General features: G+C 41.9%; 24 protein-coding genes. 19 read left to right on the forward strand and 5 right to left on the reverse strand.

The features are described 5' to 3' along the window. Positions 1 to 70: 70 nt before the first annotated feature. On the reverse strand, positions 71 to 1,231 hold the full coding sequence (locus tag Q1X33_RS08135) for a hydroxymethylglutaryl-CoA synthase (protein ID WP_005229247.1): 1,161 nt from the start codon (positions 1,229 to 1,231) through the stop codon (positions 71 to 73). A 192-nt stretch (positions 1,232 to 1,423) separates the two neighbouring features. Here Q1X33_RS08135 and Q1X33_RS08140 point away from each other — a divergent pair, with 192 nt between their 5' ends. The 8 genes from Q1X33_RS08140 to Q1X33_RS08175 all read left to right on the forward strand — a co-directional run bounded on the left by Q1X33_RS08140 (position 1,424) and on the right by Q1X33_RS08175 (position 10,711). Beyond that, positions 1,424 to 3,898 carry a hydroxymethylglutaryl-CoA reductase, degradative gene (locus Q1X33_RS08140; RefSeq protein ID WP_005231909.1) on the forward strand — a complete coding sequence of 825 codons (2,475 nt, stop codon included), beginning with the start codon at positions 1,424 to 1,426 and terminating at the stop codon, positions 3,896 to 3,898. 298 nt (positions 3,899 to 4,196) lie between these two features. Continuing rightward, positions 4,197 to 6,245, forward strand: a complete 2,049-nt coding sequence (locus tag Q1X33_RS08145; RefSeq protein ID WP_034869272.1) for a BglG family transcription antiterminator — start codon at positions 4,197 to 4,199, stop codon at positions 6,243 to 6,245. 10 nt (positions 6,246 to 6,255) lie between these two features. Further along, complete coding sequence (locus Q1X33_RS08150) at positions 6,256 to 6,873, forward strand: bifunctional 4-hydroxy-2-oxoglutarate aldolase/2-dehydro-3-deoxy-phosphogluconate aldolase (RefSeq protein WP_005229263.1); 618 nt, start codon at positions 6,256 to 6,258, stop codon at positions 6,871 to 6,873. A 12-nt stretch (positions 6,874 to 6,885) separates the two neighbouring features. Beyond that, on the forward strand, positions 6,886 to 7,344 hold the full coding sequence (locus tag Q1X33_RS08155; RefSeq protein WP_005229265.1) for a PTS sugar transporter subunit IIA: 459 nt from the start codon (positions 6,886 to 6,888) through the stop codon (positions 7,342 to 7,344). A gap of 19 nt (positions 7,345 to 7,363) precedes the next feature. Beyond that, complete coding sequence (locus Q1X33_RS08160) at positions 7,364 to 7,642, forward strand: PTS sugar transporter subunit IIB (protein ID WP_005229267.1); 279 nt, start codon at positions 7,364 to 7,366, stop codon at positions 7,640 to 7,642. 21 nt (positions 7,643 to 7,663) lie between these two features. After that, a complete protein-coding gene (locus Q1X33_RS08165; RefSeq protein WP_034869275.1) occupies positions 7,664 to 9,019 on the forward strand; it encodes a PTS galactitol transporter subunit IIC in 1,356 nt (451 codons plus the stop codon). 30 nt (positions 9,020 to 9,049) lie between these two features. After that, positions 9,050 to 10,198, forward strand: a complete 1,149-nt coding sequence (gene dgoD, locus Q1X33_RS08170) for a galactonate dehydratase (RefSeq protein WP_005231910.1) — start codon at positions 9,050 to 9,052, stop codon at positions 10,196 to 10,198. A gap of 18 nt (positions 10,199 to 10,216) precedes the next feature. Continuing rightward, the gene (locus Q1X33_RS08175) at positions 10,217 to 10,711 is read left to right on the forward strand and encodes a hypothetical protein (RefSeq protein WP_301969627.1); all 495 of its coding nucleotides are present in this window, start codon (positions 10,217 to 10,219) and stop codon (positions 10,709 to 10,711) included. A 146-nt stretch (positions 10,712 to 10,857) separates the two neighbouring features. Here Q1X33_RS08175 and Q1X33_RS08180 read toward each other — a convergent pair whose 3' ends face one another. The 3 genes from Q1X33_RS08180 to Q1X33_RS08190 all read right to left on the reverse strand — a co-directional run bounded on the left by Q1X33_RS08180 (position 10,858) and on the right by Q1X33_RS08190 (position 12,839). Further along, positions 10,858 to 11,577 (reverse strand): hypothetical protein, encoded by a 720-nt coding sequence (locus Q1X33_RS08180; RefSeq protein WP_034869279.1) that lies wholly within the window; start codon positions 11,575 to 11,577, stop codon positions 10,858 to 10,860. 114 nt (positions 11,578 to 11,691) lie between these two features. Continuing rightward, the gene (locus Q1X33_RS08185; protein WP_005229280.1) at positions 11,692 to 11,973 is read right to left on the reverse strand and encodes a hypothetical protein; all 282 of its coding nucleotides are present in this window, start codon (positions 11,971 to 11,973) and stop codon (positions 11,692 to 11,694) included. A gap of 26 nt (positions 11,974 to 11,999) precedes the next feature. Continuing rightward, a complete protein-coding gene (locus Q1X33_RS08190) occupies positions 12,000 to 12,839 on the reverse strand; it encodes an aldo/keto reductase (protein ID WP_015510083.1) in 840 nt (279 codons plus the stop codon). Between the two features lie 169 nt (positions 12,840 to 13,008). Between Q1X33_RS08190 and Q1X33_RS08195 the strand changes: the two genes are divergently transcribed. Continuing rightward, positions 13,009 to 14,013, forward strand: a complete 1,005-nt coding sequence (locus Q1X33_RS08195; protein ID WP_301969628.1) for a nucleoid-associated protein — start codon at positions 13,009 to 13,011, stop codon at positions 14,011 to 14,013. A gap of 191 nt (positions 14,014 to 14,204) precedes the next feature. On the opposite strand, the gene Q1X33_RS08200 is transcribed toward Q1X33_RS08195, so the two are convergent. Continuing rightward, positions 14,205 to 14,564 carry a YxeA family protein gene (locus Q1X33_RS08200; protein WP_005229287.1) on the reverse strand — a complete coding sequence of 120 codons (360 nt, stop codon included), beginning with the start codon at positions 14,562 to 14,564 and terminating at the stop codon, positions 14,205 to 14,207. Positions 14,565 to 14,810: 246 nt separating this feature from the next. Here Q1X33_RS08200 and tuf point away from each other — a divergent pair, with 246 nt between their 5' ends. The 10 genes from tuf (at position 14,811) to xerD (ending at position 25,886) form a co-directional block, all read left to right on the forward strand. Further along, positions 14,811 to 15,998, forward strand: coding sequence for an elongation factor Tu (tuf, locus tag Q1X33_RS08205; RefSeq protein WP_005229289.1), 1,188 nt, complete (start codon positions 14,811 to 14,813; stop codon positions 15,996 to 15,998). A gap of 212 nt (positions 15,999 to 16,210) precedes the next feature. After that, entirely contained in the window at positions 16,211 to 16,840 is a 630-nt protein-coding gene (locus Q1X33_RS08210) for a lysozyme family protein (protein WP_005229291.1), read from the forward strand. A gap of 158 nt (positions 16,841 to 16,998) precedes the next feature. After that, positions 16,999 to 18,834, forward strand: coding sequence for a DNA primase (gene dnaG, locus Q1X33_RS08215; protein WP_060792343.1), 1,836 nt, complete (start codon positions 16,999 to 17,001; stop codon positions 18,832 to 18,834). A 23-nt stretch (positions 18,835 to 18,857) separates the two neighbouring features. Beyond that, complete coding sequence (gene rpoD / locus Q1X33_RS08220) at positions 18,858 to 19,964, forward strand: RNA polymerase sigma factor RpoD (RefSeq protein WP_005229298.1); 1,107 nt, start codon at positions 18,858 to 18,860, stop codon at positions 19,962 to 19,964. Between the two features lie 308 nt (positions 19,965 to 20,272). After that, positions 20,273 to 22,168 carry a cell division site-positioning protein MapZ family protein gene (locus Q1X33_RS08225; RefSeq protein WP_005229299.1) on the forward strand — a complete coding sequence of 632 codons (1,896 nt, stop codon included), beginning with the start codon at positions 20,273 to 20,275 and terminating at the stop codon, positions 22,166 to 22,168. 118 nt (positions 22,169 to 22,286) lie between these two features. Beyond that, a complete protein-coding gene (locus Q1X33_RS08230; protein WP_005229301.1) occupies positions 22,287 to 22,994 on the forward strand; it encodes an AzlC family ABC transporter permease in 708 nt (235 codons plus the stop codon). Beyond that, on the forward strand, positions 22,987 to 23,304 hold the full coding sequence (locus tag Q1X33_RS08235) for an AzlD domain-containing protein (protein ID WP_005229303.1): 318 nt from the start codon (positions 22,987 to 22,989) through the stop codon (positions 23,302 to 23,304). Before Q1X33_RS08230 ends, Q1X33_RS08235 begins: the two co-directional genes overlap by 8 nt. Before the next feature lie 34 nt (positions 23,305 to 23,338). Continuing rightward, positions 23,339 to 24,202: a S1 RNA-binding domain-containing protein gene (locus tag Q1X33_RS08240; RefSeq protein WP_015510077.1), complete on the forward strand. Its 864-nt coding sequence runs from the start codon at positions 23,339 to 23,341 to the stop codon at positions 24,200 to 24,202. Between the two features lie 109 nt (positions 24,203 to 24,311). Next, entirely contained in the window at positions 24,312 to 24,761 is a 450-nt protein-coding gene (locus Q1X33_RS08245) for a Fur family transcriptional regulator (protein WP_005229307.1), read from the forward strand. Positions 24,762 to 24,995: 234 nt separating this feature from the next. Continuing rightward, on the forward strand, positions 24,996 to 25,886 hold the full coding sequence (xerD, locus tag Q1X33_RS08250; RefSeq protein ID WP_005229311.1) for a site-specific tyrosine recombinase XerD: 891 nt from the start codon (positions 24,996 to 24,998) through the stop codon (positions 25,884 to 25,886). Positions 25,887 to 25,899: the final 13 nt, after the last annotated feature.

Consider the following 25,899-nt stretch of genomic DNA (forward strand, 5'->3'; position numbering starts at 1 on the left):
TTCAAAGAAAGAAAAAAACTTTGTTCCTTCAAGCTTTTCAGCTAAAAAAGAAGCAAAGTTTTTTTCAGGGTCATTCGTTTTCTTCATTATAATAACGAATGGTATTTTTGATTTCACGAATACTATAAAGCAGATCATCTTCGAAGGATTGATCTTGATCGATATCGATCGTCTCATTGAACATCGCTTCGTATTCAGCGATCGTTAGCTTTTGACGGTCATCGAGCAACGCTTGGTGTGCCGCTTGCGCCAACTGTTTTTCATAGCCAGGTACCAACAAGCCGCTGAAAAATTCAGCAACCGCTCCTGATCCGTAGCTAAATAATCCGATTCGATCATTTGCTTGCAGGCTAGAGGAATTTTCCAATAAAGAGATCAAGCCCAGATACAGTGAACCAGTATACAAGTTGCCGGTACGACGGCTGTAAACGATCGATTCTTCATAGCGAGCCATCAGGCGTTTTTGTTCTGTTTCATCTTCTTCGGCAAAAACAGCCAACAAGGCTTTTTTACCCATTTTTGTATAAGGGATATGGAAGCTCAAAGCCGCATAATCTTTTGCTGTCCGCTGATTTTTTTCGCAATGGGCTTGCCAAACTTGTTTGAATGAATCGATATAAACGGCATTTGACAAATGACCATCTACCATTGGATATTGATGTCCTACTGGACGCCAAAAATCATAAATATCTTGCGTCAACATCAAATTATCATTTTCAAGCTGCAAAATTGCTGGATCCGCCGAGATCAACATAGCAACAGCGCCCACACCTTGAGTGGGCTCGCCACCAGAAGCTAAGCCATAACGGGCGATATCTGAAGCCACGACCAAAACTTTGCTTTGTGGATTGGCTTGTACATGGGCTTTGGCAAATTGTAAGCCCGCCGTTGCGCCGTAACACGCCTCTTTGATTTCAAAGGACCGTGCAAATGGCTGGATACCTAATAGGCGATGCAAAACCACTGCCGAAGCTTTTGATTCATCGATGCCAGATTCTGTTCCGACGATCACCATATCAATTGCTTGTAAATCTTCTTTCGTAAGGATATCTTTTGCCGCGTGCATGGCAAAGGTGACGATATCTTGTGTTTTTTTATTGACCGCCATTTGATCTTGACCGATCCCGATCGTAAATTTATTCGGGTCTACCTCTCGGGCGTGAGCTAGATCAACCATATCTATAAAATAGGGGGGGACAAAAAAATTTATTTTATCAATACCAACGTTCATTCCGTCGCTCCTTTATGTTCTACATACTTAGTAGGCTACACGTTCTAAGGTATCATATTTTTTGAAAAAAATGAAAAAGAATTGATTAGAATTTAAACTTTATTAAAGAAAGAAGAAAAGGGTGCGACAACCGAATGTGGGGTATTCTTTTTTGGAGGATTTAATGATATATTTCAAGAGGAGGTGACGTACGTGGAAGAAGTTGTCATTATCGACGCACTAAGAACGCCAATTGGCAAATACCATGGGTCATTAAAAGATTATACAGCGGTAGAATTAGGAACAGTCGCTGCAAAAGCCTTGTTGGCAAGAAACCAACAAGCAAAAGAACATATCGCACAAGTGATTATCGGAAATGTGCTACAAGCAGGCAGTGGTCAAAATCCAGGACGCCAAGTTTCCTTGCAAAGTGGGCTTTCCTCAGATATTCCAGCCTCAACGATCAACGAAGTATGTGGTTCGGGAATGAAAGCGATTCTAATGGGGATGGAGCAAATTCAATTGAACAAGGCATCCGTCGTATTGACTGGTGGGATTGAAAGTATGACGAATGCGCCGCTCTTTAGTTATTATAACAAGGCGGAAGATCAGTATTCAGCCCCCGTGTCAACAATGATGCATGACGGATTGACAGATGCATTCAGTAGCAAGCCAATGGGACTGACGGCTGAGACGGTAGCAGAAAGATACGGGATCACTCGCAAAGAGCAAGATGAGTTTGCCTACCACTCACAAATGAAAGCTGCCAAAGCGCAAGCAGCAAAGAAATTTGATCAAGAGATCGTGCCGTTGACTGAAAAATCAGGAACCGTTTTACAGGACGAAGGCATTCGCGCCGCTACGACAGTCGAAAAATTAGCTGAATTAAAAACAGTTTTCAAAAAAGACGGTACGGTGACTGCTGGGAACGCCTCAACCATCAATGATGGGGCGGCCATGGTCTTGATCGCGTCAAAAAGCTATTGTGAAGAGCATCAGATTCCTTATCTGGCAGTGATCAAAGAGATCGTCGAAGTCGGTTTCGCCCCAGAGATCATGGGAATCTCACCAATCAAAGCAATCGATACGTTACTGAAAAACCAAGCACTGACGATTGAAGATATTGGTATTTTTGAGATCAATGAAGCCTTTGCAGCTTCTTCGATCGTAGTAGAACGTGAACTTGGTTTGGATCCGAAGAAAGTCAACCGTTACGGCGGGGGCATTTCACTGGGACATGCCATTGGAGCGACTGGCGCGCGGATCGCAACGACCGTCGCTTATCAGCTAAAAGACACCCAAGAGCGCTATGGAATCGCCTCTTTGTGTGTCGGTGGCGGATTAGGGCTAGCGATGCTGTTAGAAAATCCTTCGGCGACAGCAAGTCAAACGAATTTTGATGAAGAGTCGGCATCAGAAAAAACAGAAAAAAAAAAGTTTTACGCCCTCGCGCCTAATGAACGATTAGCCTTTCTTGAAGCACAAGGAGCGATCACAGCAGCAGAAACCTTGGTTTTTCAAGAAATGACGCTAAACAAGGAAACTGCTAATCACTTGATCGAAAACCAAATCAGTGAAGTGGAGATCCCGTTAGGCGTAGGGCTGAACCTGCAGGTGAATGGCAAAGCATACAATGTCCCGTTAGCCACAGAAGAACCCTCGGTGATCGCAGCGATGAGCAATGGAGCAAAAATGGCTGGGCCCATTACGACGACCAGTCAAGAACGTTTGCTTCGAGGCCAGATCGTCTTTATGGATGTTCAGGATCCGGAAGCGATTTTGGCAAAAGTTGAATCCGAGCAAGCAACGATCTTTGCAGTGGCGAATGAGACGTATCCTTCCATTGTGAAACGCGGCGGTGGATTGCGAAGAGTGATCGGTCGGAACTTCTCGCCAGCAGAATCTGACTTAGCAACCGCTTATGTGTCGATCGATTTAATGGTTGATGTCAAAGATGCGATGGGCGCCAATATCATCAATTCGATTTTAGAAGGAGTGGCAGAGCTTTTTCGAAAATGGTTCCCAGAAGAAGAAATTCTCTTTAGTATTTTAAGCAATCTCGCTACGGAATCGTTAGTAACAGCCACTTGCTCGGTACCTTTTGACAAATTGAGCAAGACCGGAAATGGCAGACAAGTTGCCGGAAAAATTGTTCATGCAGCTGATTTTGCCAAGATCGATCCATATCGTGCCGCTACCCATAACAAAGGGATCATGAATGGGGTTGAAGCGCTGATTTTGGCTACCGGAAACGACACTCGCGCCGTTTCTGCCGCTTGTCATGGCTATGCTGCCCGTAATGGCCGCATGCAAGGGTTGACTTCCTGGACCATCATAGAAGACCGTTTGATTGGTAGTATCACACTGCCGTTGGCGATCGCCACAGTCGGGGGTGCCACAAAAATATTACCAAAAGCCCAAGCTGCGTTGGCATTGACTGGTGTTGAAACGGCGAGTGAGTTAGCTTCGCTGGCGGCAAGTGTCGGGTTGGTTCAGAATCTGGCCGCGTTGCGAGCATTGGTTTCAGAAGGTATCCAGCAAGGCCATATGAGCATGCAAGCCCGTTCATTAGCTATTTCAGTTGGAGCAAAAGGAACCGAGATTGAACAGCTGGCAGCTAAGCTGCGAGCTGCGACTCAAATGAACCAAGAGCAAGCCCGTAAATTTTTAACCGAAATACGCAATTAAAAAAGGTTCTCTAGTTTTTAAAACTTTTTATCCTAATCAATAAATGGAAAGGACGAATCCCCTTACTAAAGGGAGTTCGTCCTTTTTTTGTTTTGGAGATAATAATGCAATAGATAAAAAATCTCGCTGTACTTTTGCTGATAGAGGACTTTTTTTATTTGTCGGTTCCAAGCAGCGATTTATCAAAACTAGTTTTACTAGGACAAAAAGAAAAAACAACTATGACAATAAACGCTTTCAATTATACATCTTTTTACGAAGAATCAAAGCTATAATGATTTCATCAGGAGGGAATCAAATGAATGAACGGATCCTAAGAATTCTCACACGATTGGTAAAAAAACCCGAGACAAAGATGGCAGAGTTAACCACATCACTTTCTTTAACAAGAAGACAGATTAATTATTCCATTAAGCAATTTAATGAGGAGTTACTTGAAAACGGTTTGCCTCAAATCAGGCGTAACCATATGGGAGATTTTATTATTCCTTTAGAAATGTTACGAATGATTTCTCTTGAACAAAATAAAGAAGATTCTTCTGCCATGGTTACAATTTTCTCTGAATATGAGCGGATTGCCATCATGTTAAGTTATTTATGTACTAATACCGGTTACATTGGCATGGATCATTTTACACAGCTCTTATCGGTAAGTCGCAATACGATTCAAGAAGATTTAAAGAAAGCGAAGCAGTTTGTTAGCAAATACGCCCTGTCCATTCACTATGATCGTCAAAGCGGTTATCAACTGCAAGGATTGGAAAGGAGAATCTTACAACTGCTCTCTGATTTAATTAAGCAGCATTCATTATTTCGTCTTGATGATATTAAAGGAAAATTGGCACCGACTATTCCCGAAGAAGAGGTTGTTCATTTGATACACAACATGGAGCAATTGCTTCATTTAAGGTATTCAGATGAATCTATTGATTATCTGCAATCAGCTGTAAGAATGACCTTGCAACGTGCAACTTCACCGATTGCTTCAAAAGATGAAATGGTACAAATAGAGATTCGAAAAACTCCAGAATATAAAGTTCTGACTATTTTGCTTCAAGATACACCTTGGTCCAGCATGTCTCCTAACTATCTTTCTTGGCTAGCTCTGCTATTTTTGACATCTAATATTTTTGAACGTAAGACGACTCAAGTATTTGATTCAGATAGTGAATTAAGATGTTTGATCAGTGAAATGGTTACAAGTTTTCAAAACCAAACACTAATTATGATTGAAGATAGAGAGGCATTTGAACGTCGGATTTTGGGCCATCTGCGTCCAGCATGTTTTCGTATAAAATACAATTTGAGCTTGGGTATGTACTCCCTTGATAGCTTAGTTCAAGATAGCAACCATGCAATTTTGAAGGATCTTATGAAGGAGCTGATTGTTCCCACAGAAAACTGGTTAGGCCGAGCGTTTCCAAATGATGAGTTGGCACTTCTATCTTATTACTTTGGTTTTCAATTAATGAGTCCTCGTCAAATAGCAGCGCAATTACCAAGGGCAGTAGTTGTCTGTGCAAATGGGGTTATGGTTTCAAAACTGATGAGAGAAAATTTAAAAAAACTATTTCCCGAGTTGCATTTTTTAGCTTCATTTTCAGTAAGAGATTTTTATAAATTTGGAACGGATTATGACTTGGTTTTTACAACTACTGCATTAAACAGTGAATTACCGCAATTTATTATTGATCCTATCATGACTTATAAGCAGCAGATCAGTCTGCGATACCGTGTGTTAAAAGAGTTAGGATTAAATGAAGTAGACCGCTCAGTTGATGAGTTGTTTTCGGTGATTCGCACATATGCTCAAGTAAATGATACGAAGCAACTAAGGGAAGAGTTAGAGTACTTTTTATTGAAGCAAAAGCAAGATTCACCTTTAGAAAATTTTAAAGCGTTACCATCATTGACTGATTATTTGAAACCCGATTTTATAAGAAAAACGTCAGAGAAGCTAACTTGGCAACAAGCAGTGAAATTTGCTTGCCATCCTTTGTTAGAAAATCAGATGATTACAGAGCTGTTTATTCAAGATTGTTTGGATCAAATCGAAGAACAAGGATACGCTGGGTATTTAGGGAGTCAAACGTGTATCCCGCATACAGCACCACAAAATGGCGTGTTAAAAGACGGGATAAGTCTATTGATTGCTGCTGAGCCAATCGCTTTTCCAAACGGTAAAAAAATCCATTTTATTTATCCATTATCGTTTTATGATTTGACGAAACATTTGAAAGCTGTGAATCAGTTAGCAGATATTAGTAATGATTCTACGTTTTTAAATCGTTTGAAGGAAAGCTCAGATACGAAAACAGCTTATCAGCTAATTAGACAAGTGACTTAGGAGGAAAACGATGAAAGTAGAAGATTACCCACGCTTTACAATTATTATGAGGGGTTACACATATGAACAAGCTTATGCAGTTTTAACGGCAATGAGTGGGCTTGAGAAAGAGTTTGCAGTTGAAATCACATTAAACACTTTAGGGGCTCTAGAACATATCAACAAGTTAAGCAAATTATTTGGTGAAACTATTCTCATTGGGGCAGGAACAGTAAGAACGTTACCTGACGCCCAAAAAGCCGTCGCAGCTGGGGCTCGTTTTTTATTAGGTCCCCATCGTTTTACGAAGCAAATAATGGATTTTGCAAGGAAAGAGCAAGTGCTCTCAGTACCGGCGGCAATGAGCCCTTCTGAGATCAATGAGATGTTTACAGATGGAGCGGATATCGTTAAAGTTTTCCCCGCTGCAGTTGTGACACCACGCTTTTTCACAGATGTGCAAGCTCCATTGGGCATGCTACCTTTGATGGGTGTTGGTGGAATTTCGATTTCTAACGCCAAGGAATATTTTGACCATGGAGCGAGTTATCTTGGTTTAGGTTCCAATCTTTTTCAATCGCAAGACTTGCAAGCTGCTGACCCAGCAAAACTAGCGCTATCACTACAGAAATTAGCGACAGAGATTTAAGGAGGAAAACAAATGGAATTGCAACTGAACGAAGAACTAGTATTTCGAAATATAAAAGCAGGCAGTGATAAAGAAGTCCTTGCTTTTTTAGCGAATGAACTATACCAACGAGGCTATGTCAAAGAAGATTATATCGAAGCAATACAGTTACGCGAGTCCGAATATCCAACCGGTTTACCTTCGACACAGCCCGGCGTAGCAATTCCTCATGCAAATTTTGATTTGGTCAATCAAACAACTTTGGCGATTGCAACCTTAGAAACAGCTGTAGGGTTTCGCAATATGGAAGATAATCAAGTCATTTTACCTACTAAAATCGTTATCATGATGGCCATCGGTGAACCGCACGGCCAAGTGGAGATGTTACAAAAGATTGTCAGTATTATTCAAGATGAGCCACTTCGTGAACAAATGACGGCGGCGAATTCGGATCTAAAATTGCTAACATTATTAAAAAAGGCGATAGCCTAAAAAATAGGAGGAAATGAAAATGAAAAGAATTTTAATTGCTTGTGGGAATGGGATTGCGACTTCAACCGTAGTAGCATCAAAAGTGAAGGATTATCTGAATGAACATGGAGTTGAGGCTTCCACAACCCAAACCAAACTGATGGAAGTACCTAGTAAAGTTCAAGATTATGACTTGTTAGTGACAACTGGTCAATTTGAAGGTCAGACTGGTGAAGTTCCTGTGGTAAAGGGAATGCCTATTTTAACGGGAATTGGTTCTGAACAAACTATGGAAGAAATTTTGAATTATTTAAAATAAAAAAGTTAAGGAGAAAAAAGAATGAATTACGTAATGAATGTATTCAATTTCTTTATTGACGCTGGTCCTACAGTGATGCTTCCTGTCATTATTACAATTATCGGCATGATTTTCGGTTTGAAAATCTCAAGAGCATTTAAGTCTGGGCTAACACTAGGAATCGGATTTGCAGGGATTCGTCTGATTCTGGATTTTATGACAACCAATGTCGGACCAGCAGCCCGTGCTATGGTAGAGCGGACCGGCGTACAGCTGGATGCCTTGGACGTAGGATGGGGCTCAATCGCGGCGGTTACTTGGGCATCTCCAATTATTGCACTGCTTATATTTGCTATATTGATCGTTAATATCATCTTGTTGGTTCTCAAAAGAACTCAAACGTTGGATGTTGATATTTGGAATTATCATCATATGGCTATTGTTGGTGTAATGGTTTATTTTGTGACTAAAAACGTAGCGTTAGGTGTGGGCGCATCAGTTGTAATGGCAATTGTCACATTTAAAATGTCTGATTGGTCACAGCCTTTGGTTGAAGACTTTTTTGGAATTCCAGGGGTTTCATTACCCACGGTTTCAGCCTTATCTTCTTTAGTAATTGCATGGCCGTTAAACTGGCTTTTAGACCGCATTCCTCTTTTTCGAAATTCCAAGTTTACCATTAAGGATGCACAAAAATATTTGGGCTTCTTTGGGGACTCTATGATTATGGGCGGTGTCATAGGTATCGCAATCGGCTTTTTAGCTGGCTATGATATCACTCAGATTCTTCAATTAGGGGTTAGTATGTCTGCTGTCCTTGTTCTGATACCAAAAATGACCTCTCTTTTTATGGAAGGATTAATGCCTATTTCAGACGCAGCGCAAAAATGGTCTCAGAAGAAATTTAAAGGTCGCCGTTTATTTATTGGACTAGATGCAGCGGTTGTTGTGGGCAATCCAGATGTTATAACAACTGCACTGATTATTATTCCTTTAACAATTGCTATGGCTTTGGTCTTACCCGGAAATCGTGTGTTACCATTTGCCGATTTAGCTGTAGTTCCATTTCGAGTAGCAATGGTTGTTGCATTGACTAGAGGAAACTTGTTGAAAAACATTATTATCGGTTTAGTTGTCACAGCCTCTTTGCTTTGGTGTGGAACAGTCACTTCACCTATTCTAACCGAAATAGCCAAACAGGTAGGGATTGATCTTGGGTCCAGTGCCATGCTTATTTCTTCTTTTGCAGCAACTTCAATGATTCAAAGTTACCTGGTTTTCATTGCATTCACCTATGAACCGATGATTGGTATTCCAGTTCTTCTTCTAGGATTTGGCGGTGTATGGTATTTCTTTGAAGGAAACAAAAAAATTAATCGTGAAGCAGCAATTGAATAAAATATTGTCGAAAAAGAGGAGTAGATTGTTTTGAAAATTTCTAAAATTACAGTATATAAAGTAAAACCCCGCTGGATTTTTGTAAAATTGTCAACAGATGAAGGAATCGATGGCTGGGGAGAGATGATTTCTGGAACAAAAACCGAAACAGTTGTTGCAGGAGCTTATGAGGTAGGGGAAAGATTTCTGTTAGGACAAAACCCGTTTGAGATTGAGCGATTGTTCCAAGAAATGCACCGATCTTTCTTTCGTGGCGGTCCCATACATGGAACAATCGTTTCTGGTCTAGAGATGGCTTTGTGGGATATTAAAGGAAAAGCATTGAATGTTCCTATCTACGAACTATTAGGCGGTGCTGCTCGTGACAGAATCAAAGTATATTCTTGGATCGGCGGTGATCGTCCGGATGATGTCGCAGAGCAAGCACAAGATCGTGTTGACCGTGGGTTTACTGCAGTTAAAATGAACGCAACAGAGGAACTGCACTATATTGACTCTTATGTAAAGATAGAGGAAGTGGTGGAACGTGTCGCTTCGATTAGGGAACGCTTTGGTAATAAATTGGATATTGGAATTGATTTCCATGGGAGAGTCCACAAGCCGATGGCAAAAGTTTTAGCTAAGGCATTAGAACCTTATCATCCAATGTTTTTAGAAGAAGTTGTTCTTCCTGAGAATGAGGAACATTTTAAAGAAGTTGCCCAGCTTGTGGCAACGCCTTTAGCCACTGGGGAGAGACTGTATACTCGCTGGCAGTTTAAAACACTTTTTCAGCAAGGAGCAATAGATGTGATCCAGCCTGATGTGGCATTATGTGGAGGGATCATGGAAATGCGAAAAATAGCTGCCATGGCTGAAGCTTATGACGTGGCTGTTGCCCCGCACGCACCATATGGTCCCGTTGCTTTAGCAGCAACACTGCAAGTTGATTCTTGTACCCCAAATGTTTTTATTCAAGAGCAAAGCTTAGGAATCCATTACAATAAAGGCTTTGATCTGTTAGATTTTGTGAAAAACAAAGAAGTATTTCAGTATAAGGATGGCTATGTAGAAATACCAAGCAAGCCCGGTTTAGGGTTGGAGATGGATGAGGATAGAGTTAGAGATATTTCACAAGAAGGGTTGATTTGGACTAACCCTAAATGGAAGAACTATGATGGCACTATTGCAGAATGGTAGTCTGAAAGGAAGTTACTCATGGCGGAAGCAATTATGATCAACTTATTTTTACTCGTTCTGTTAGTGATACAACTCAAAGAGCAGCGCAAAATTCTTTTGCAGGCAAAAGCGAGCTCTATAAAAAAGGCAACTGCTTTCATTCTGTCTGCGCTTCTTTTCGTCATTTTTTGGACAGATCAGTTGAGTGACCAGTTGAAATTGTTTGCACTGATCGGCTTAGTCTGTTTAGTTGGTTTTTCAAAAGAAGGCTTAGGAGCAGATCAGCTGATCAAACTGGGTGTTTTAAAAGGTGAATATGATCAATATACCGCAATAGAGATTGAACAAACAGTAAATAATCAAACTTTTGTAACCTTTTATAAAAGCCAAAATAGCCGCTTCTCGCTTTTATTTTCAGAGTCACCGCAAATCTTGGCAGAGTACTTTAGTTTATTGAAGAAGGAAGAGAAGCTAGTGTTTAAGGAAGAAGGATTGACGCAAAAGAAGCAAAGGAATACTAAAGTATCCCATTAATTTCGTCTGTGGAGAAGGACAAATTTAATAAATTGTGGTAATTCTTACTGATTTTAAGCAAAGAGTAAAAATCAATCAGCTATATTTTTATTCACTATCGTCGGGATATAAAAAAACTGGGAGAATGAACCATTCTCCCAGTCTTTTTATCGTTTCGAAATCGCCGTGTGGGCATACGCCTCGATCAATGGAATGACTTCTAATTTTACTTTGTATTTGCGCTCTAGCGCAGTTTCGATGGTAAAAGTATCACTTTCTGTTTCAGAAATCGTTGCTAGAACACGATCTTCTTTCGGGGAAGTTTCGATCACGATCGTTTCTCCTGAAGATTGTTTGGCAGAAAATTTAGGGAATGCTGCGATTTTTTCAGCAAATGCTGAAAAAGTCATTGTGTTGTCAGCAGTATCAGCCATTGTTTCAGTTGCTTTTTCTACTTCTTTAGTTGATGCAGAGGTAGTCGGTGCAGCTGCTTCAGCTGGTGCTGATTCTTCCTTCACTTTCGCTGGTTCTTTTGCAGGAGCGGGTGCCGTACTTTCTTGCGGATTGGTCGGCAACCAGTAAGCAGCGATCTCATCGACTAAGTTATCGCTGAAACGATCAAGCAAACCAGCTTCTAAGCGTTGGATTCGTTTCACGACGATCTTGAAGTTCTCATCTAAAGGAACAGCGATTTTTTGTTCTTTTGGCGTTTCCTTCAACAATTCAATCAATAATTCCTCTTGGTTTTTAGGATTGATATACACAGTCGTCGGAAGGTCAAACTTATCTGCTGTTTTGCGCTCGATCGCTGTAAACAACTGTTGTCGAGCTGTTTCATAAGACGGGCGGAATTGTTGTTTCAATTTTGCTAATTGTTTCTTTTTCATAATCTTCTCCTCTCGATCACTATCGATTATAAGGAAAATTTGCAGAAAAGAACAGTGATTCTCATGAAAAAATACAAAAAAATTTATATACTTCCTGAAAAAACACCAACGCTGCTAAAAAAGCGGCGCTGGTGTTTCTACTAGATCATTGATTTGATGGTACTTGGGTATCAGGACCAAAAGGTCATTTTCTCCAGTTGCGACTAAGTAGTTTTCCCAAAGAAAAAAGCGTGGTTCCCCAGTAAGTTTCTCGGTCAGCATCTGCTGATAGTCGCTGGTCGTCCATTGACGTGCTGGAAAGTGTTGGACTTTGTCTGGCCAAACGAGAAAAACAAAATCAGCATGTAAGGCTTTTTGAACAGCAGGGGAGAGATGATTCAAATCAGTTTTTTTCATAGGCTTCTCCTTTATAGAGAGTGAAATTAAAACCCTGTCGTATCTGGATTGGTCGCTTTCCCAACCACACCATCTAATTGATCGATCGTTTTCATGTCCTCTTCAGATAGCTCAAAATCAAAGACGTGAATGTTTTCTTCGATCCGACTTGGTGTGACTGATTTTGGTAATGGCAAGAAACCATGTTGTAAAGACCAGCGTAATGCAACTTGAGCGATTGATTTTTGATGCTTTTCAGCTAAGGCTTTCATTTCTGGTACATCAAAGATCTTCCCAGTACCTAATGGGCTGTATGCTTCAAGCAATACATCGTGTTCTTGGCAATAAGTCACGACTTCTTCTTGTAACTCGCCAGGTGCAAGGAAAATTTGATTGACCATTGGGAAGATAGTCGCTGTTTTTTTTAATTCTTCAAAATGATGTGGTAAGAAGTTGCTGACGCCGATCGCTTTGATTTTGCCTGCTTGATACAACTCTTCAAAAGCACGCCATGTTTCTGCGTTCGCTGTTTGCCAATTGTCGCGAAAAGCCACTGGATTTGGCCAATGGATCAAGAAAAGATCGATATAGTCTGTTTGTAATTTTTCTAAAGATTCTTCAAAAGAGGACATCACAAGATCATAAGAATGGTTCGCATTCCATAATTTTGTAGTCAAGAAAAGCTCTTCACGGGGAATGCCGCTTTCTTTGATCGCTTGACCAACACTGGCTTCGTTTTTATAGCCTTGTGCTGTATCAATATGGCGGTAACCTACTTCTAGTGCTTTTTTGACTGATGCTACGGCAACGTCGCCGTCTGGTGTTTGCCATGTGCCAAAGCCTAGCTCAGGGATGGTCACATTGTTTGATAACGTATAGCTGTTCATGTTCATTCCTCCGTTTTCTGTGATACTTCTAGTTTAGCAGACGAGGCAGGAATTTCCAATGATTGCACCTTTTAAAAAGAAAGCGAATGTTGAAGGAAAATGCCGATTCGCTCTTGTCAGTTCGCCTATTTATTTTGTACACTAGACAAATGGATAAGGAGCGTAACCAATGGATATTTATTTGAAACATGCGATTTTACACATTGTGGACCGTCAAACAGGCGATCCAGTTTTTTCTCAAGTTGAACTTGATTTAACAACAGAATACATTCGTGATTATTTGACGAAGAAAATACAGAAACTTGCTACACCGCAAACCAAAACAGGTCGTTTACTCGAAACTTCAACGATCGCTCAATTGGTCAAACAAGCACCAGACGACTTTATCGCAGCCAGTGAAGCGATCGTGCAACGCTGGTATGAAGCGTACAAGGAAAGTGAAGATGCGCCAAGTGCGGATGCGTTTGTCGTCTTATATGAATTAGATACAAGAATGCAGCTGGCTTTTTTGAAGGTCAATTATCAAGATGGTTATACGCATTTTATTGATAATGGGGAGGCTGGGATCGAAAATAATTTGATTTTGCATCGTGCCTTACTAGCTGGTAAAACCCAAAAGGCAGATGAAGGGATCACGATCGATTTGGAGAGCTTAGACTTTGAACTGATTGAAAAGAAATATAGCTTTTCAGGTGAAAAATACGCCTACTTTTCAACAAAAGTCATTGATGCCGAACCGATCCCATCTTTAGAAGAAAATGTCAAAGTCATCAAAAAAGTAGCCGAAAAAATTGGTCAGAAATTTGAAACACCCACCTATAACGTTGTTGCCGATTTGAAAGAAGCGGTCTACGATACGATCGAAGAGTCTGGTCATATCGATGTGAGTGAAGTGGCGCAAAAAGTCTTTAAAGACAATATTACTGCTCAGCTTTCATTTCAAGAAGAAGTGGTTGAAAAAGGATTCGTCAATCAAGCACCGATGATGCGGGATGTTCGTGAGATCTCGGAGAAAAAATTTGGTAAGCAAAAACTAAAATTATCGAATGGAATCGAATTGATCGTTCCTTTGGATGTTTACCGAGATCCGAATTTGATCGAATTTATCAATAACCCCGATGGCACGATTTCCGTAACGATCAAAAATGTAGAAGAAGTGATTAATCGGATGTAACAAGAGCTGTTTCTAAGCAGACGATGGCAAAACAAGTACAAAAAAGCGGCTCTTTGTCAATAATGAAAATAGGGCTGAAGAATCAATTCTGATTCATCAGGCCCATAAATTATAGAGCACAAAAAGCAGGGCGTCCTCATTTAGAAAGAGGACGCCCTGCTTTTTTACAGACGCTTGCTTGATAGCAGCAATTATTGAGGGGTCAACTTTTCAAGAGCCGCTTGAGGAACGTCTTCTTCAGAAACTTCTTCCCAGCTTATAACGCCTTTGTTTGGATTGACCAATAGTTTCAAATAGGCGCCTTCTTTCAAAGGAGCGGAACGGTGTTCATTCATTTTGACCGTTTTGACGTCACCAGAGGCGCTGTAGGCTGTTTGTGTGTAACGATAGATGTTTTCAACTACCCCCTCGTCACTGACTTCGGTATCGTGTTCCCCCGCATCGTTGATAACTGTATAGTAGTCACTTCCACCATAGTAATAGTCATAAGTAAGGAAGCAGCCGCTAAGAAAAATTGCTGTAAAAACCAGCGCTGCAATGATTTTCTTCACATTTCTCACCTCATCTTCTATTATTCATAAAAACCAGGCTTGCGTCCAATGGATCACAAAAAGCAAAGAAATTCTTAGGGATTAGCTGCCGAGACCTCTTGCTTGACTTTGACTAATTTTGACCTATAATAAGGGTAGATTTAAACTTACAAAAAATAAGTTAATCCTTATCTCTTTGGAAGCGTAAATCGCAAAAATATGATTCGAGTCAACCAACGACTCAACTTTCTCTAGGAGGGAAAAAATATGGCAAAACAACATTATGATCGTAGCAAACCCCATGTCAACATCGGAACGATTGGACACGTCGACCATGGGAAAACCACCTTGACTGCTGCAATTACCACAGTTCTTGGGAAAAAAGGGCTTGCCAATCCGCAAGATTACGCAAGTATCGACGCGGCTCCTGAGGAACGCGAACGTGGTATCACAATCAATACTGCTCATGTGGAATATGAAACGGAAAAACGGCACTATGCCCATATCGATGCACCGGGACACGCGGATTATGTGAAAAATATGATTACAGGGGCTGCTCAAATGGACGGCGCAATCTTGGTCGTATCAGCGACAGATGGCCCAATGCCACAAACACGGGAGCATATTTTGCTTTCTCGTCAAGTGGGTGTGAAACATTTGATCGTCTTTTTGAATAAAACGGACCTTGTCGATGATGACGAGTTGATCGATTTAGTTGAAATGGAAGTCAGAGAATTGCTGACTGAATATGATTTTCCTGGCGACGACATTCCTGTGATCAAGGGCTCTGCGTTAAAAGCCTTGGAAGGGGACCCAGATGCTGAAGCAGCGATCTTAACGCTGATGGATACAGTAGATGAATATATCCCAACGCCTGAACGAGATACTGACAAACCATTGTTGTTACCGATCGAAGATGTCTTTTCGATCACAGGACGGGGAACCGTTGCTTCTGGTCGGATCGATCGCGGCATGGTAAAAGTCGGGGATGAAGTAGAAATCGTCGGAATCAAACCTGAAACACAAAAAGCAGTCGTGACAGGGGTAGAAATGTTCCGCAAAACGATGGACTTCGGAGAAGCTGGCGATAACGTAGGGGTATTGTTACGGGGCATCACCCGTGATGAAATTGAACGTGGCCAAGTGTTAGCAAAACCAGGTTCTATCACACCGCATACGAAATTCCAAGCGGAAGTCTATGTGTTGACAAAAGAAGAAGGCGGTCGCCATACCCCATTCTTTAATAACTATCGCCCACAATTTTACTTCCGTACAACGGACGTAACTGGGAATATCGTTTTACCAGAAGGAACGGAAATGGTGATGCCTGGTGACAACGTAACGATCGATGTGGAATTGATCCATCCGATCGCTGTAGAAAATGGAACGACCTTCTCGATTCGTGAAGGTGGACGAACAGTCGGTTCTGGTATTGTTACCACGATCGAAAAATAATGATGAGTGAAACAGTGCTTCCTTTTGAAGAAGCGCTGTTTCCTTTTTCTTGTCGAAAGATCGCCAATCCCTCGGTCAGCTTAGGATTGCTTGTTTTTTTCTAAATAATCTTGTGATTTTATTAAGGATTTTTTAGGAGAGAAAAAATTCTAGTCAGCCCGTTCATTTCATAGTACGATAGATTCTGACTTAGAAAAGATGGGATGTATGTGATGAGAAAAATTCGACGTTTCCTAGGATTTATACTGAAGCTGGCCCTCGTGCTGTTGCTGATCGGGGCAGGGGTTTGGGTCTATCGAAACTATACGGCATTGAAAGCTGTCTATGCGTATGAAGAAGCAATCGCGCAACAGACGCAAGCCCACGACATCTCTGAATATCAGTCATTAGCCATGAGCATCATGCTGACGGAGTCAAAAGGACAAGGCAACGACCCGATGCAAAGTTCTGAAAGTGTTTATGGAAAACAAAATCAGTTCGATACGCCAGAACAAAGCATCGAACAAGGTGTTTCCTATTTAGCAGAGTTGATTGAAAAAGCCGAGCAAATGAACTGTGATCTTTGGACCGCCGTACAAGCGTATAATTTTGGTACAGATTATATTGATTATGTCGCTGCCCGAGGGGGAGTGAACACCTTAGAGTTAGCAGAAACATATTCCAGAGAGGTTTTATCTCCATTGTTAGGCAATGATACGGAACAAACCTATCGTTACTGGGGCATCCAATCCGTTTTTTATAATGGTGGTCACCTGTATCATAACGGCGGCAATTTATTCTACGCTGATTTAATAAAAATGAATCAATGGAAGATCAATGTTACGGCGCGTTTCTTTTCATAAGCGTTGTAAAATAAGTGAAACAAAAAAGCTTGAAATACAAATAAAATATGGTAAAATCATTATGAGTGATTCTGTCTAATTATTCTTCGCACTGATATCTATTAGTGCGTTTTTTTACCTAGTAAACCGATGAATACTTATCAAATGGAGGTGAGTGGATGGCACGAATTCCTCAAACGGTCATTGACGACATTCGCGAACGTAGCAATATCGTCGATATCGTGGGACAGTATGTCCAGTTAAAGAAGTCTGGAAAAAATTATTTTGGTTTGTGTCCGTTCCATAATGAAAAATCACCTTCTTTTTCCGTTGCAGAGGACAAACAAATTTTTCATTGCTTTGGTTGTGGTCGTGGTGGAAATGTGTATGGTTTCTTACAGGAGCTTGAAGGGATCAGTTTTCCAGAAGCAGTCGTCAAAGTAGCAGAAATGAACGATATTCCTCTTGATCCGCAATATCAGCAGTCTGAAGGCATCAATGAAGCGACCTCACAAACGAGTCAATTGATTGCGTTACATGAAAAAGCCGCCGAAGTCTATCATCACATGTTGGTGAATACAGCTGCTGGACAAGAAGCGCTTGACTATTTATTAGATCGTGGATTGACGATGGCGCTGATCGAAGAGTTCAATATTGGCTTTGCACCGAATGAACGCTCGTTTTTGGAGAAAGTTTTTTTGAATGAAAAAGCCAAAGCAGAGTTTTTTCCTGATACAGGACTCTTTGTTCAGCGCAACGATGGCTCACTGGCGGATCGCTTTTACCAGCGAATCATGTTTCCGATCCGCAATCCTCAGGGGAAAACGATTGGTTTTTCTGGTCGGTGGTTAGCAAGCGAAAAAGTCGGTGATCAAGACCAACCAAAATATTTAAATAGTCCTGAAACGATTCTTTTCAATAAACGCGAGGTTCTTTTCAACTTTGACAAAGCGCGACGAGCGATGCGTAAAGATGGCCAAGTGTATTTATTTGAAGGATTTATGGACGTGATCGCCGCTTGGCAAGCAGGGATCGAAAATGGGATCGCCTCGATGGGGACCAGCCTGACCAATCAGCAGATCGCTCACATCGAGCGAGTGGCACAAGAAGTGATTCTTTGTTACGATGGAGATAGTGCAGGGGTTGAAGCCACGAACCGTGGGATCGATCTTTTGCAAAACAATAGCCGCTTGAAATTATCTGTGGTTCGAGTGCCGGAACGGATGGACCCAGATGACTATTTGCGCAAATATGGGACAGAAGCTTTTTATAAATTAGCTGTACATGGGAAAGAAACCGTCTTTGCTTTCAAAATGGATTACCATCGAGCAAATCGAAATTTGGCCAATGAGAAAGAGCAGCTAGATTATGTCCAAGTCGTTTTAAAGGAATTACAGCGGGTGGATTCTTTGCTGGAGCAAGACCGTTATTTGACTCAGTTGTCCACAGAGTTCAACTTGAGCCGTGAGACCTTGCAGCAGCAGCTCAAGCAAAACCGGCAAGAGCAGCAGCCGCGGCAAGATGCACCGCCGCCAGCGCCAACAACCAATCCTATGGTCTTTACGCCGCCAACGCGGCAGCAGCCCAAAACACAGGTAGAAAAAGCACAAGAATTATTATTGTACCGTTTGTTTCATGACAGTACGTTAAACCATCGCTTTCGAGCGAGTGGCATATCCTTTATCCATGATCGTTACCAACAGCTTTATCTGCTGTTTGATGCGTATATGGAAACAGAAGAACACTTTGTTTTAGCAAAGTTCTTAGATTTTTTAAAAGAAGATTCAATGAAAAAAATGGTGATCGATATTGCAGATCTTAAAGCTTCTGAGGAAGGGACTGAACAAGAATTTCAGGACATTCTGCAGGTATTTCAAAAGTCGGGCATTGCTGAAGAAATCAATCAAAAACGAATCCAGCAGCAAGAAGCAAGACAAAAAGGAAACCAGCAATTAGAACTTGAACTTGCGATCGAAATCATTGATTTGACCAAACGGTTGAAACAAGCTAAATAGCGAACTGAAAGGGGCTTTCTTTCATGGCAGAAGAAACAAAAAAAACGTATGACAAAGCAGTTGCCGAATACATCCGAGAAAACAAAACAAAGGGGCAAGTTGTTTACGATGACATTACGAATCGTTTAGCAACGCCGTATACTTTGGATGCTGATGCAATGGACAAATTAATTCAAAAACTGGAGGATTCAGGCATCAGTGTCGTGGATGAAAATGGAGAGCCTTCAGTCCATAGTCTAAAGAGCAATGAAAAACGACAAGAAACACAACCTCAAGAAGATCTGTCTGCACCAACTGGTGTGAAAATCAATGACCCCGTTCGGATGTACTTGAAAGAAATCGGTCGTGTGCCGTTATTGACCGCAGAAGAAGAAGTGGCTCTCGCACTGAAAATCGAAGAAGGCGACCAAGAGGCAAAACAGCGTTTGGCAGAAGCCAACCTACGTTTGGTCGTTAGTATTGCCAAACGTTATGTGGGTCGAGGAATGCAATTCCTTGATTTGATCCAAGAAGGAAACATGGGCTTGATGAAAGCCGTTGAGAAATTCGACTACCGCAAAGGGTTCAAATTCTCGACCTATGCGACCTGGTGGATCCGTCAAGCGATCACCCGTGCGATCGCTGACCAAGCGCGAACCATTCGTATTCCTGTGCATATGGTGGAAACCATCAACAAATTGATCCGTATTCAACGGCAATTGCTGCAAGACTTAGGGCGCGAACCGACACCAGAAGAAATCGGCGCAGAAATGGATCTGCCGACGGAAAAAGTTCGTGAAATCTTGAAGATCGCTCAAGAACCTGTTTCATTAGAAACACCGATCGGTGAAGAAGACGATTCTCATCTAGGTGATTTTATTGAAGACCAAGATGCCACAAGTCCAGCAGAGCATGCGGCTTATGAGCTGTTGAAAGAGCAGCTAGAAGATGTACTGGATACGTTGACTGACCGTGAAGAAAACGTGCTGCGCTTGCGTTTCGGAATCGATGATGGTCGTACTCGGACATTAGAAGAAGTCGGCAAAGTCTTTGGGGTAACGAGAGAACGGATTCGTCAGATCGAAGCAAAAGCATTACGGAAACTACGCCATCCATCTCGTTCAAAACAATTGAAAGATTTCTTAGAATAATCAAGGTTTATCGACTTTCCAAAGGAACCCTTTGGAAAGTCTTTTTTATTCAGATTTTGTCTTCTCGACACAAGATTGGTAAAGAACTTAATAAAAACGTAACCAAGCAAGTGTTGGCTAATTGCCAAGAATGTGATAAATTTAATTTTGTGCATCTGCATCAAAACGTAACAAACAACGAAGTGTCAAAAAAGACCCATTATTTGCTGGTCTAAAAAAAGAAGCAGTAGGTACAGCAAGCGTCTGATGAAAGAGGCGACTGCTTCATAAAAGGAAATGCAAAAAACAAAAGGAGTCAGTTTGAATCAATGAAGAAGACATGTCCTGAATGTGGATTTCAAGCAATAGAAGAAACACCCGTTTGTCCCAATTGCGGGTTCCAATGGAACCAGGCAAAGGAGAATGAACTGGAACCAACATCTGACTCTTCCGTTACGCCAGAAGAGCCACAGAATAAAAATGATGATATTCGCTGGTCAGACTTTAAAAACGTCCCGATCGGAAAAATGGAGGAGCACTTAGGTGATCGGCCATCCTCAAATGAAGAAACGATCGACCTCGCGCAGCAAGGGACTTTTTCCGATGAGCAACATGTAACCCCCACACCAGCCTCTAAGAAAGAAGCTGAGGAAAAAACGGAAGTAGAAAGTTCTAGCGCAACGCAAGAGCATGCGACATCAGCCAGTGAGGAAGCAAGTGAAACCGATGCATTAAGTACGGAGGAACAGCATGACGCTGATATTTTGGCTGCTTATATCCGCCAACACAAACTTGATGAAGAAGAAAAAGCCGCTGCTCTAGAAGCAGAAGCCGCCACTGATGATTTGTCTGCTACTGAAGAAGAAAGTCAGGAACAAGCCAGTGAGGAACCTCTAATGATAAGCGAAGATGAACCAGTGACGGATCCAGTCATTGAAGAAGCGAAAAAGCAGCCAGAACCAGTGATCGATCCAATTCCTGAGCCGATCACCGCAGCGGATGAAGCACCGAAAAAGGCGACTACTGAAGAAAAAACGTCGACGCCTAGCGAAAAAAAGAAGAGTCCTCGCAAAGCACTCTATATTACAGCGGCTTGTTTATTAGTGGCAGCTGGTGGCGGTTGGGCGTATTACTATCAACAGCAGCAACAAGAAACAGCCCGAGAAACGCAACTGGCGCAGGAAAACCGTATACTCGATCAAATTGAAAATGAGCTGAATGATTTTTATACAAATGATGAACGAGTGTTCATTAAAAACGACAAAACATCAGAACAGCTGACGGCTGTGACGAATCAGCTGGCAGAGTTTCAAGACCATGAACGGTACGATGCCTTGTCACAAGAAGCTGCGACGATCGCTGACAAACTAGCAGCTTTGACCGAGATCAACAGCTATTTTAGCAGTCCTGCCGTTGTGGAGGATCAGTTGGAAGAAGTTTCATTGAAAGAAGCAGCTGCTGTCACAATGGCGAAGCGTGAGAACGGGGATGCCTTTGATGAGTTGATCAATCAAGCGATCGATATGGGGCAAAAAGAGTTCAGTGCGATCGAGGAAGTTCAAAATGCGGTGAAGAGCATGGTAGCTTTAAGTGGTGATGGTGAAGCACCTGCAAGTGTCACCCGTGAGAACTACAATGCCTTGATGAAAAAAGTCCAAGCTTTACCGATCGATTCATTGGTGGAAAGTCTCACTGCTGATCTGCGCAAAGTCGATACTGCGTTGACGAAGCGTGAAACCGCTACGCAAGAAGCAGCGGCACAACAACAAGCGGCCCAAGAAGCAGCACAAGCGGCGGCTTCTGAGAACAACGCTTCCGCTTCAAGCGGCGGTTCTACAAGCGCTGCGACGCCTGCACAAAGCACGTCTGAAGAAGAGTATGTGCTTTCGCCAAATACGCCAACAAATACCAATAATCAGCCAATTATTCCAGCCCGTCAAAGTGATTTGAATGATGTAAACAATAGCGCTTGGGTATGGGCAGATGGTGTCCAAGAAAAAATCATCGCCACAGCGATTGCTCGTGGTTACGTGGTTGAAGGTGGTTATACTTTTGAACGCGTGCGGATCGTCAACGGCGAAGGCTATTACAATTTTTATGCGACAAATGCCCAAGGCAGCTTGCTTAAAGGAACGGATGATTCAGCGTTCCCGCTATACTTATTTACGGTAAACGCCAAAACTGGCTATTTCAGAGGCAATGGGAACGATCACACCGTTCGCTAAGTCACATGAGTCGCTAGAAAATTTTCAGAGTTATTACATGCACATGTGAAAAACACTTGTTTCCCCTCCCTGTTTTCGATATGATGAAAGATAATCGTTCAAACAGGGAGGGTTTTTTGTGCAGAAAATAGAAAGATATGATCGCTTTGAAGATGGGGTCATTGCTTGTATACCAACGATTCTTGGGTACTTAGGGATTGGTTTTGCGATGGGGGTCGTAGGAAAAGGTGTTGGGTTATCTATTCTTGAAATTATTTTAATGTCTATTATTGTCTATGCAGGCAGTGCTCAATTTATTATTTGTGCATTACTCGCGATTCAAGCACCTTTCATGACGATCGTCGCAACCGTCTTTTTAGTGAATTTACGACATTTCTTAATGAGCTTATCAGTGGCTTCCTATTTTAAAAAGACTCCTTTGCTTTCTGCTATTGGGATTGGGACGCTTTTGACTGATGAGTCCTATGGCGTTTTGACGACGGCACTGCAACAAGACAAACCAGTCACAGCGAAATGGACCCATGGGTTGAACGTGATGGCGTATTTGAGTTGGATCTTCGCAACCTTTTTGGGCGGACTATTAGGCTCGTTTATTCCAGATCCAGAAGCGTTAGGCTTAGATTTTGCCTTGGTAGCCATGTTTGTTGGTCTTTTTTTATTTCAAGTAGAGCGACCCCTCAAGAAGAAAACCCAGCAAACGCTCTTAGTACTCGGGGCAGTTGTGGGGACATTGATTTTATTTATGCGTTTTTCTACTGCTGAGATCGCGGTAATTGCTGCGACCTTGGCAGGATGTTTGGTTGGGACGGTGACACATCATGACTAATTTTGTTATACTAATGCTAGCATGTGGGTTGGTTACTTGGATTCCGCGGATCGTTCCTTTTTTATTTTCTAAAAAGCTCGTATTTCCAAAACCTTTCACCATCTTTTTGAGTTACTTGCCGTTGTGTATTTTGGCGGCATTGTTGGTTCAAAATTTGCTGAGCTTTCGAGAAGGGCAATTTCCCATCTTGAAAGTCAAAGAAACTGTTGCCTGTATCCCAGCATTGTTGGTGGGGTATTATACAAAAGATTTGATGAAGATCGTTATCACAGGCGTTATTGCTATGGCACTGCTGCGTTTCTTTTTCTAGCAACGGGCAGTTTTTATGAAGAAGGAGAGAATAGATGAAAGACTTATTAGCATCCGTATTTAGCGGATTGATCATTGATGAAAATGAACAGAATTATTTTGTTCAAAAAGGCGGGGTTACCTTCCGACTAGCCAAGGAAGAAGGCGAACATCATTTAGGTGAAGCCGTCGAAGGGTTTGGCTATCAAAACCAAAAGCAAGAAAATGTGCTCACTACGAATATTCCGAAAAGCCGCAAAGGGCATTATGCCTTTGGTACAGTCACAGGAAGCCGTCGCGACTTAGGCGTTTTCGTCGATATCGGTTTAAAAGACAAGGACATGGTGGTTTCATTAGATGAATTGCCAACAATGCGGGAACTTTGGCCCAAAAAAGGCGATCGTTTGATGGTCAGCTTGCGCGTCGACGACAAAGAGCGTATATGGGCTTCGTTAGCAGATGAGAAAATCTTCAAGGCACTGAGTAAGAATGGTACGGAACAGATGAAGAATCAAGATGTTACAGGTACCGTGTATCGCTTAAAACTAGCGGGAACCTACTTATTGACGGATGATTTTTATATTGGCTTCGTCCACCCATCAGAGCGCTATCAAGAGCCGCGTCTTGGGGAAGTTGTCAAAGGACGAGTGATCGGGGTTCGTCCAGATGGGGTCTTGAACCTTTCGTTGAAACCAAGAGCCCACGAGGCGATTTCAAATGATGCCGCCATGGTCCTAACCTTTTTAGAACGAGCACCAGAAAATAAAATTCCTTTTACCGATAAATCAGCACCAGAAGAGATTTTACAAACGTTTGGTATTAGTAAAGGCCAATTTAAACGGGCGTTAGGAACCTTGATGAAACAGCGTTTGATTGAGCAAAAAGATGGCTTTACGATTCTTGTTAAAAAACCTAATTGAGAATACTTGTTTCTTTTGCTGTTCTAATTTATAATGATTACAATGTTTGTCTTGGGTGATTCTCACTCAAATTAGAATCGTTATAAATTAACGGCATACGGAGGCAACTATGAACACAACAGCAGCGTTAAAAAAGACCAAGAAACAATTGCACGAGTCGGGGTTCAAATTAACTACTCAGCGAGAAGCGACGTTGTTGGTCTTATTAGAAAATGAGAAAGATCATTTATCCGCCGAAGAGATTTTCTTCTTTGTGCGCAAAAAAAATTCTGAGATTGGCTTAGCAACCGTCTATCGAACATTGGAGATTTTGACGGATTTGAAAATCGTCGATAAAGTCAGCTTTAATGACGGTGTCGCTCGTTATGACCTACGTAAAGAAGGCGCCAAACATTTCCATCATCATTTGTTGTGTTTGGAATGCGGCAATATCGAAGAGGTTGAAGAGGATCTGTTGGGCACAGTCGAAGAGATCGTCGAACAAAAGTACCATTTTTTAGTAAAGGATCATCGGTTGACATTTCATGGTGTCTGCCAAAAATGCCAAAACAAAGCCTAGTGTCTGTAGCTGGGCAATTTGAAAAGATTTTGTTATCACCCGAATGATAGTCAGATGGTTTCAATAGGAAGAGTGTCCTTTTTTCCGATTTGAAAGAAACCAAAAAATCTGCTATGATTCGGGTGTTTCCTTGGGCAAAAGATACGGGTAAATGCCTCTTTTTTTGTTGGCAAGCTACTATCTAAACGAGCCAGAATTTGATATGATAAAAAAGCTGAAAGTAGAGGAAGCCCCATGAACGAACAAATTATTGATTATCTTCATTATTTGACCATTGAGCGCGGGCTATCCCAAAATACCCGTGCCAGCTACCAGCGGGATCTGCAACAGTATCTTGCGTTTTTACAAAAAAAACAAGTGACGCAGTGGCAACAGATCGACCGAGTGATCGTTTTGTCTTTTTTGCAAAGTCTGCAAGATGCGGGAAAATCCTCGGCAACCGTGATTCGGATGGTTTCCAGTTTGCGAAGATTCCATCAATATTTGCGTCAAGAACGATTGACAGATCATGATCCGATGCAGCATATTGATTCGCCGAAAAAACAGCAGAAGCTACCTGACACTTTGAGTTTGCAGGAAGTGGAGCGCTTGATCGAAACACCAGATACTCGAGCGGTGTTGGGCATTCGCGATCGAGCGATTTTGGAAGTGATGTATGCGACAGGTTTGCGCGTCAGCGAGTTGATCGGTTTGAAATTGAATGATTTGCATTTAAGTATGGGCTTGTTGCAAACAACCGGGAAAGGCGACAAAGAACGGATCGTCCCATTAGGGGATCTAGCGATTCAATGGATCGAAACGTATCTCAGCGATGCACGTCCGTATTTGACGAGAAAAACACCGGATGAAAGCCACCTGTTTGTAAACAACCATGGCACACAGCTGTCTCGTCAAGGAATCTGGAAAAATTTAAAAGCCTTGGTTCGACAAGCTGGGATCACCAAAAATGTGACTCCCCATACGTTGCGCCATAGTTTTGCGACTCATCTATTAGAAAACGGCGCAGATCTGCGAACGGTTCAAGAGCTGTTAGGACACGCAGATATCTCGACCACTCAGATTTACACGCATATAACGAAGAAACGGATGACGGAAGTGTACAAGCAGCACTTTCCGCGCGCCTAGAAATCGAGGATGG

The sequence above is a fragment of the Enterococcus sp. B2E4 genome, from assembly GCF_030499455.1.
GTDB classification, from domain to species: domain Bacteria; phylum Bacillota; class Bacilli; order Lactobacillales; family Enterococcaceae; genus Enterococcus_D; species Enterococcus_D casseliflavus.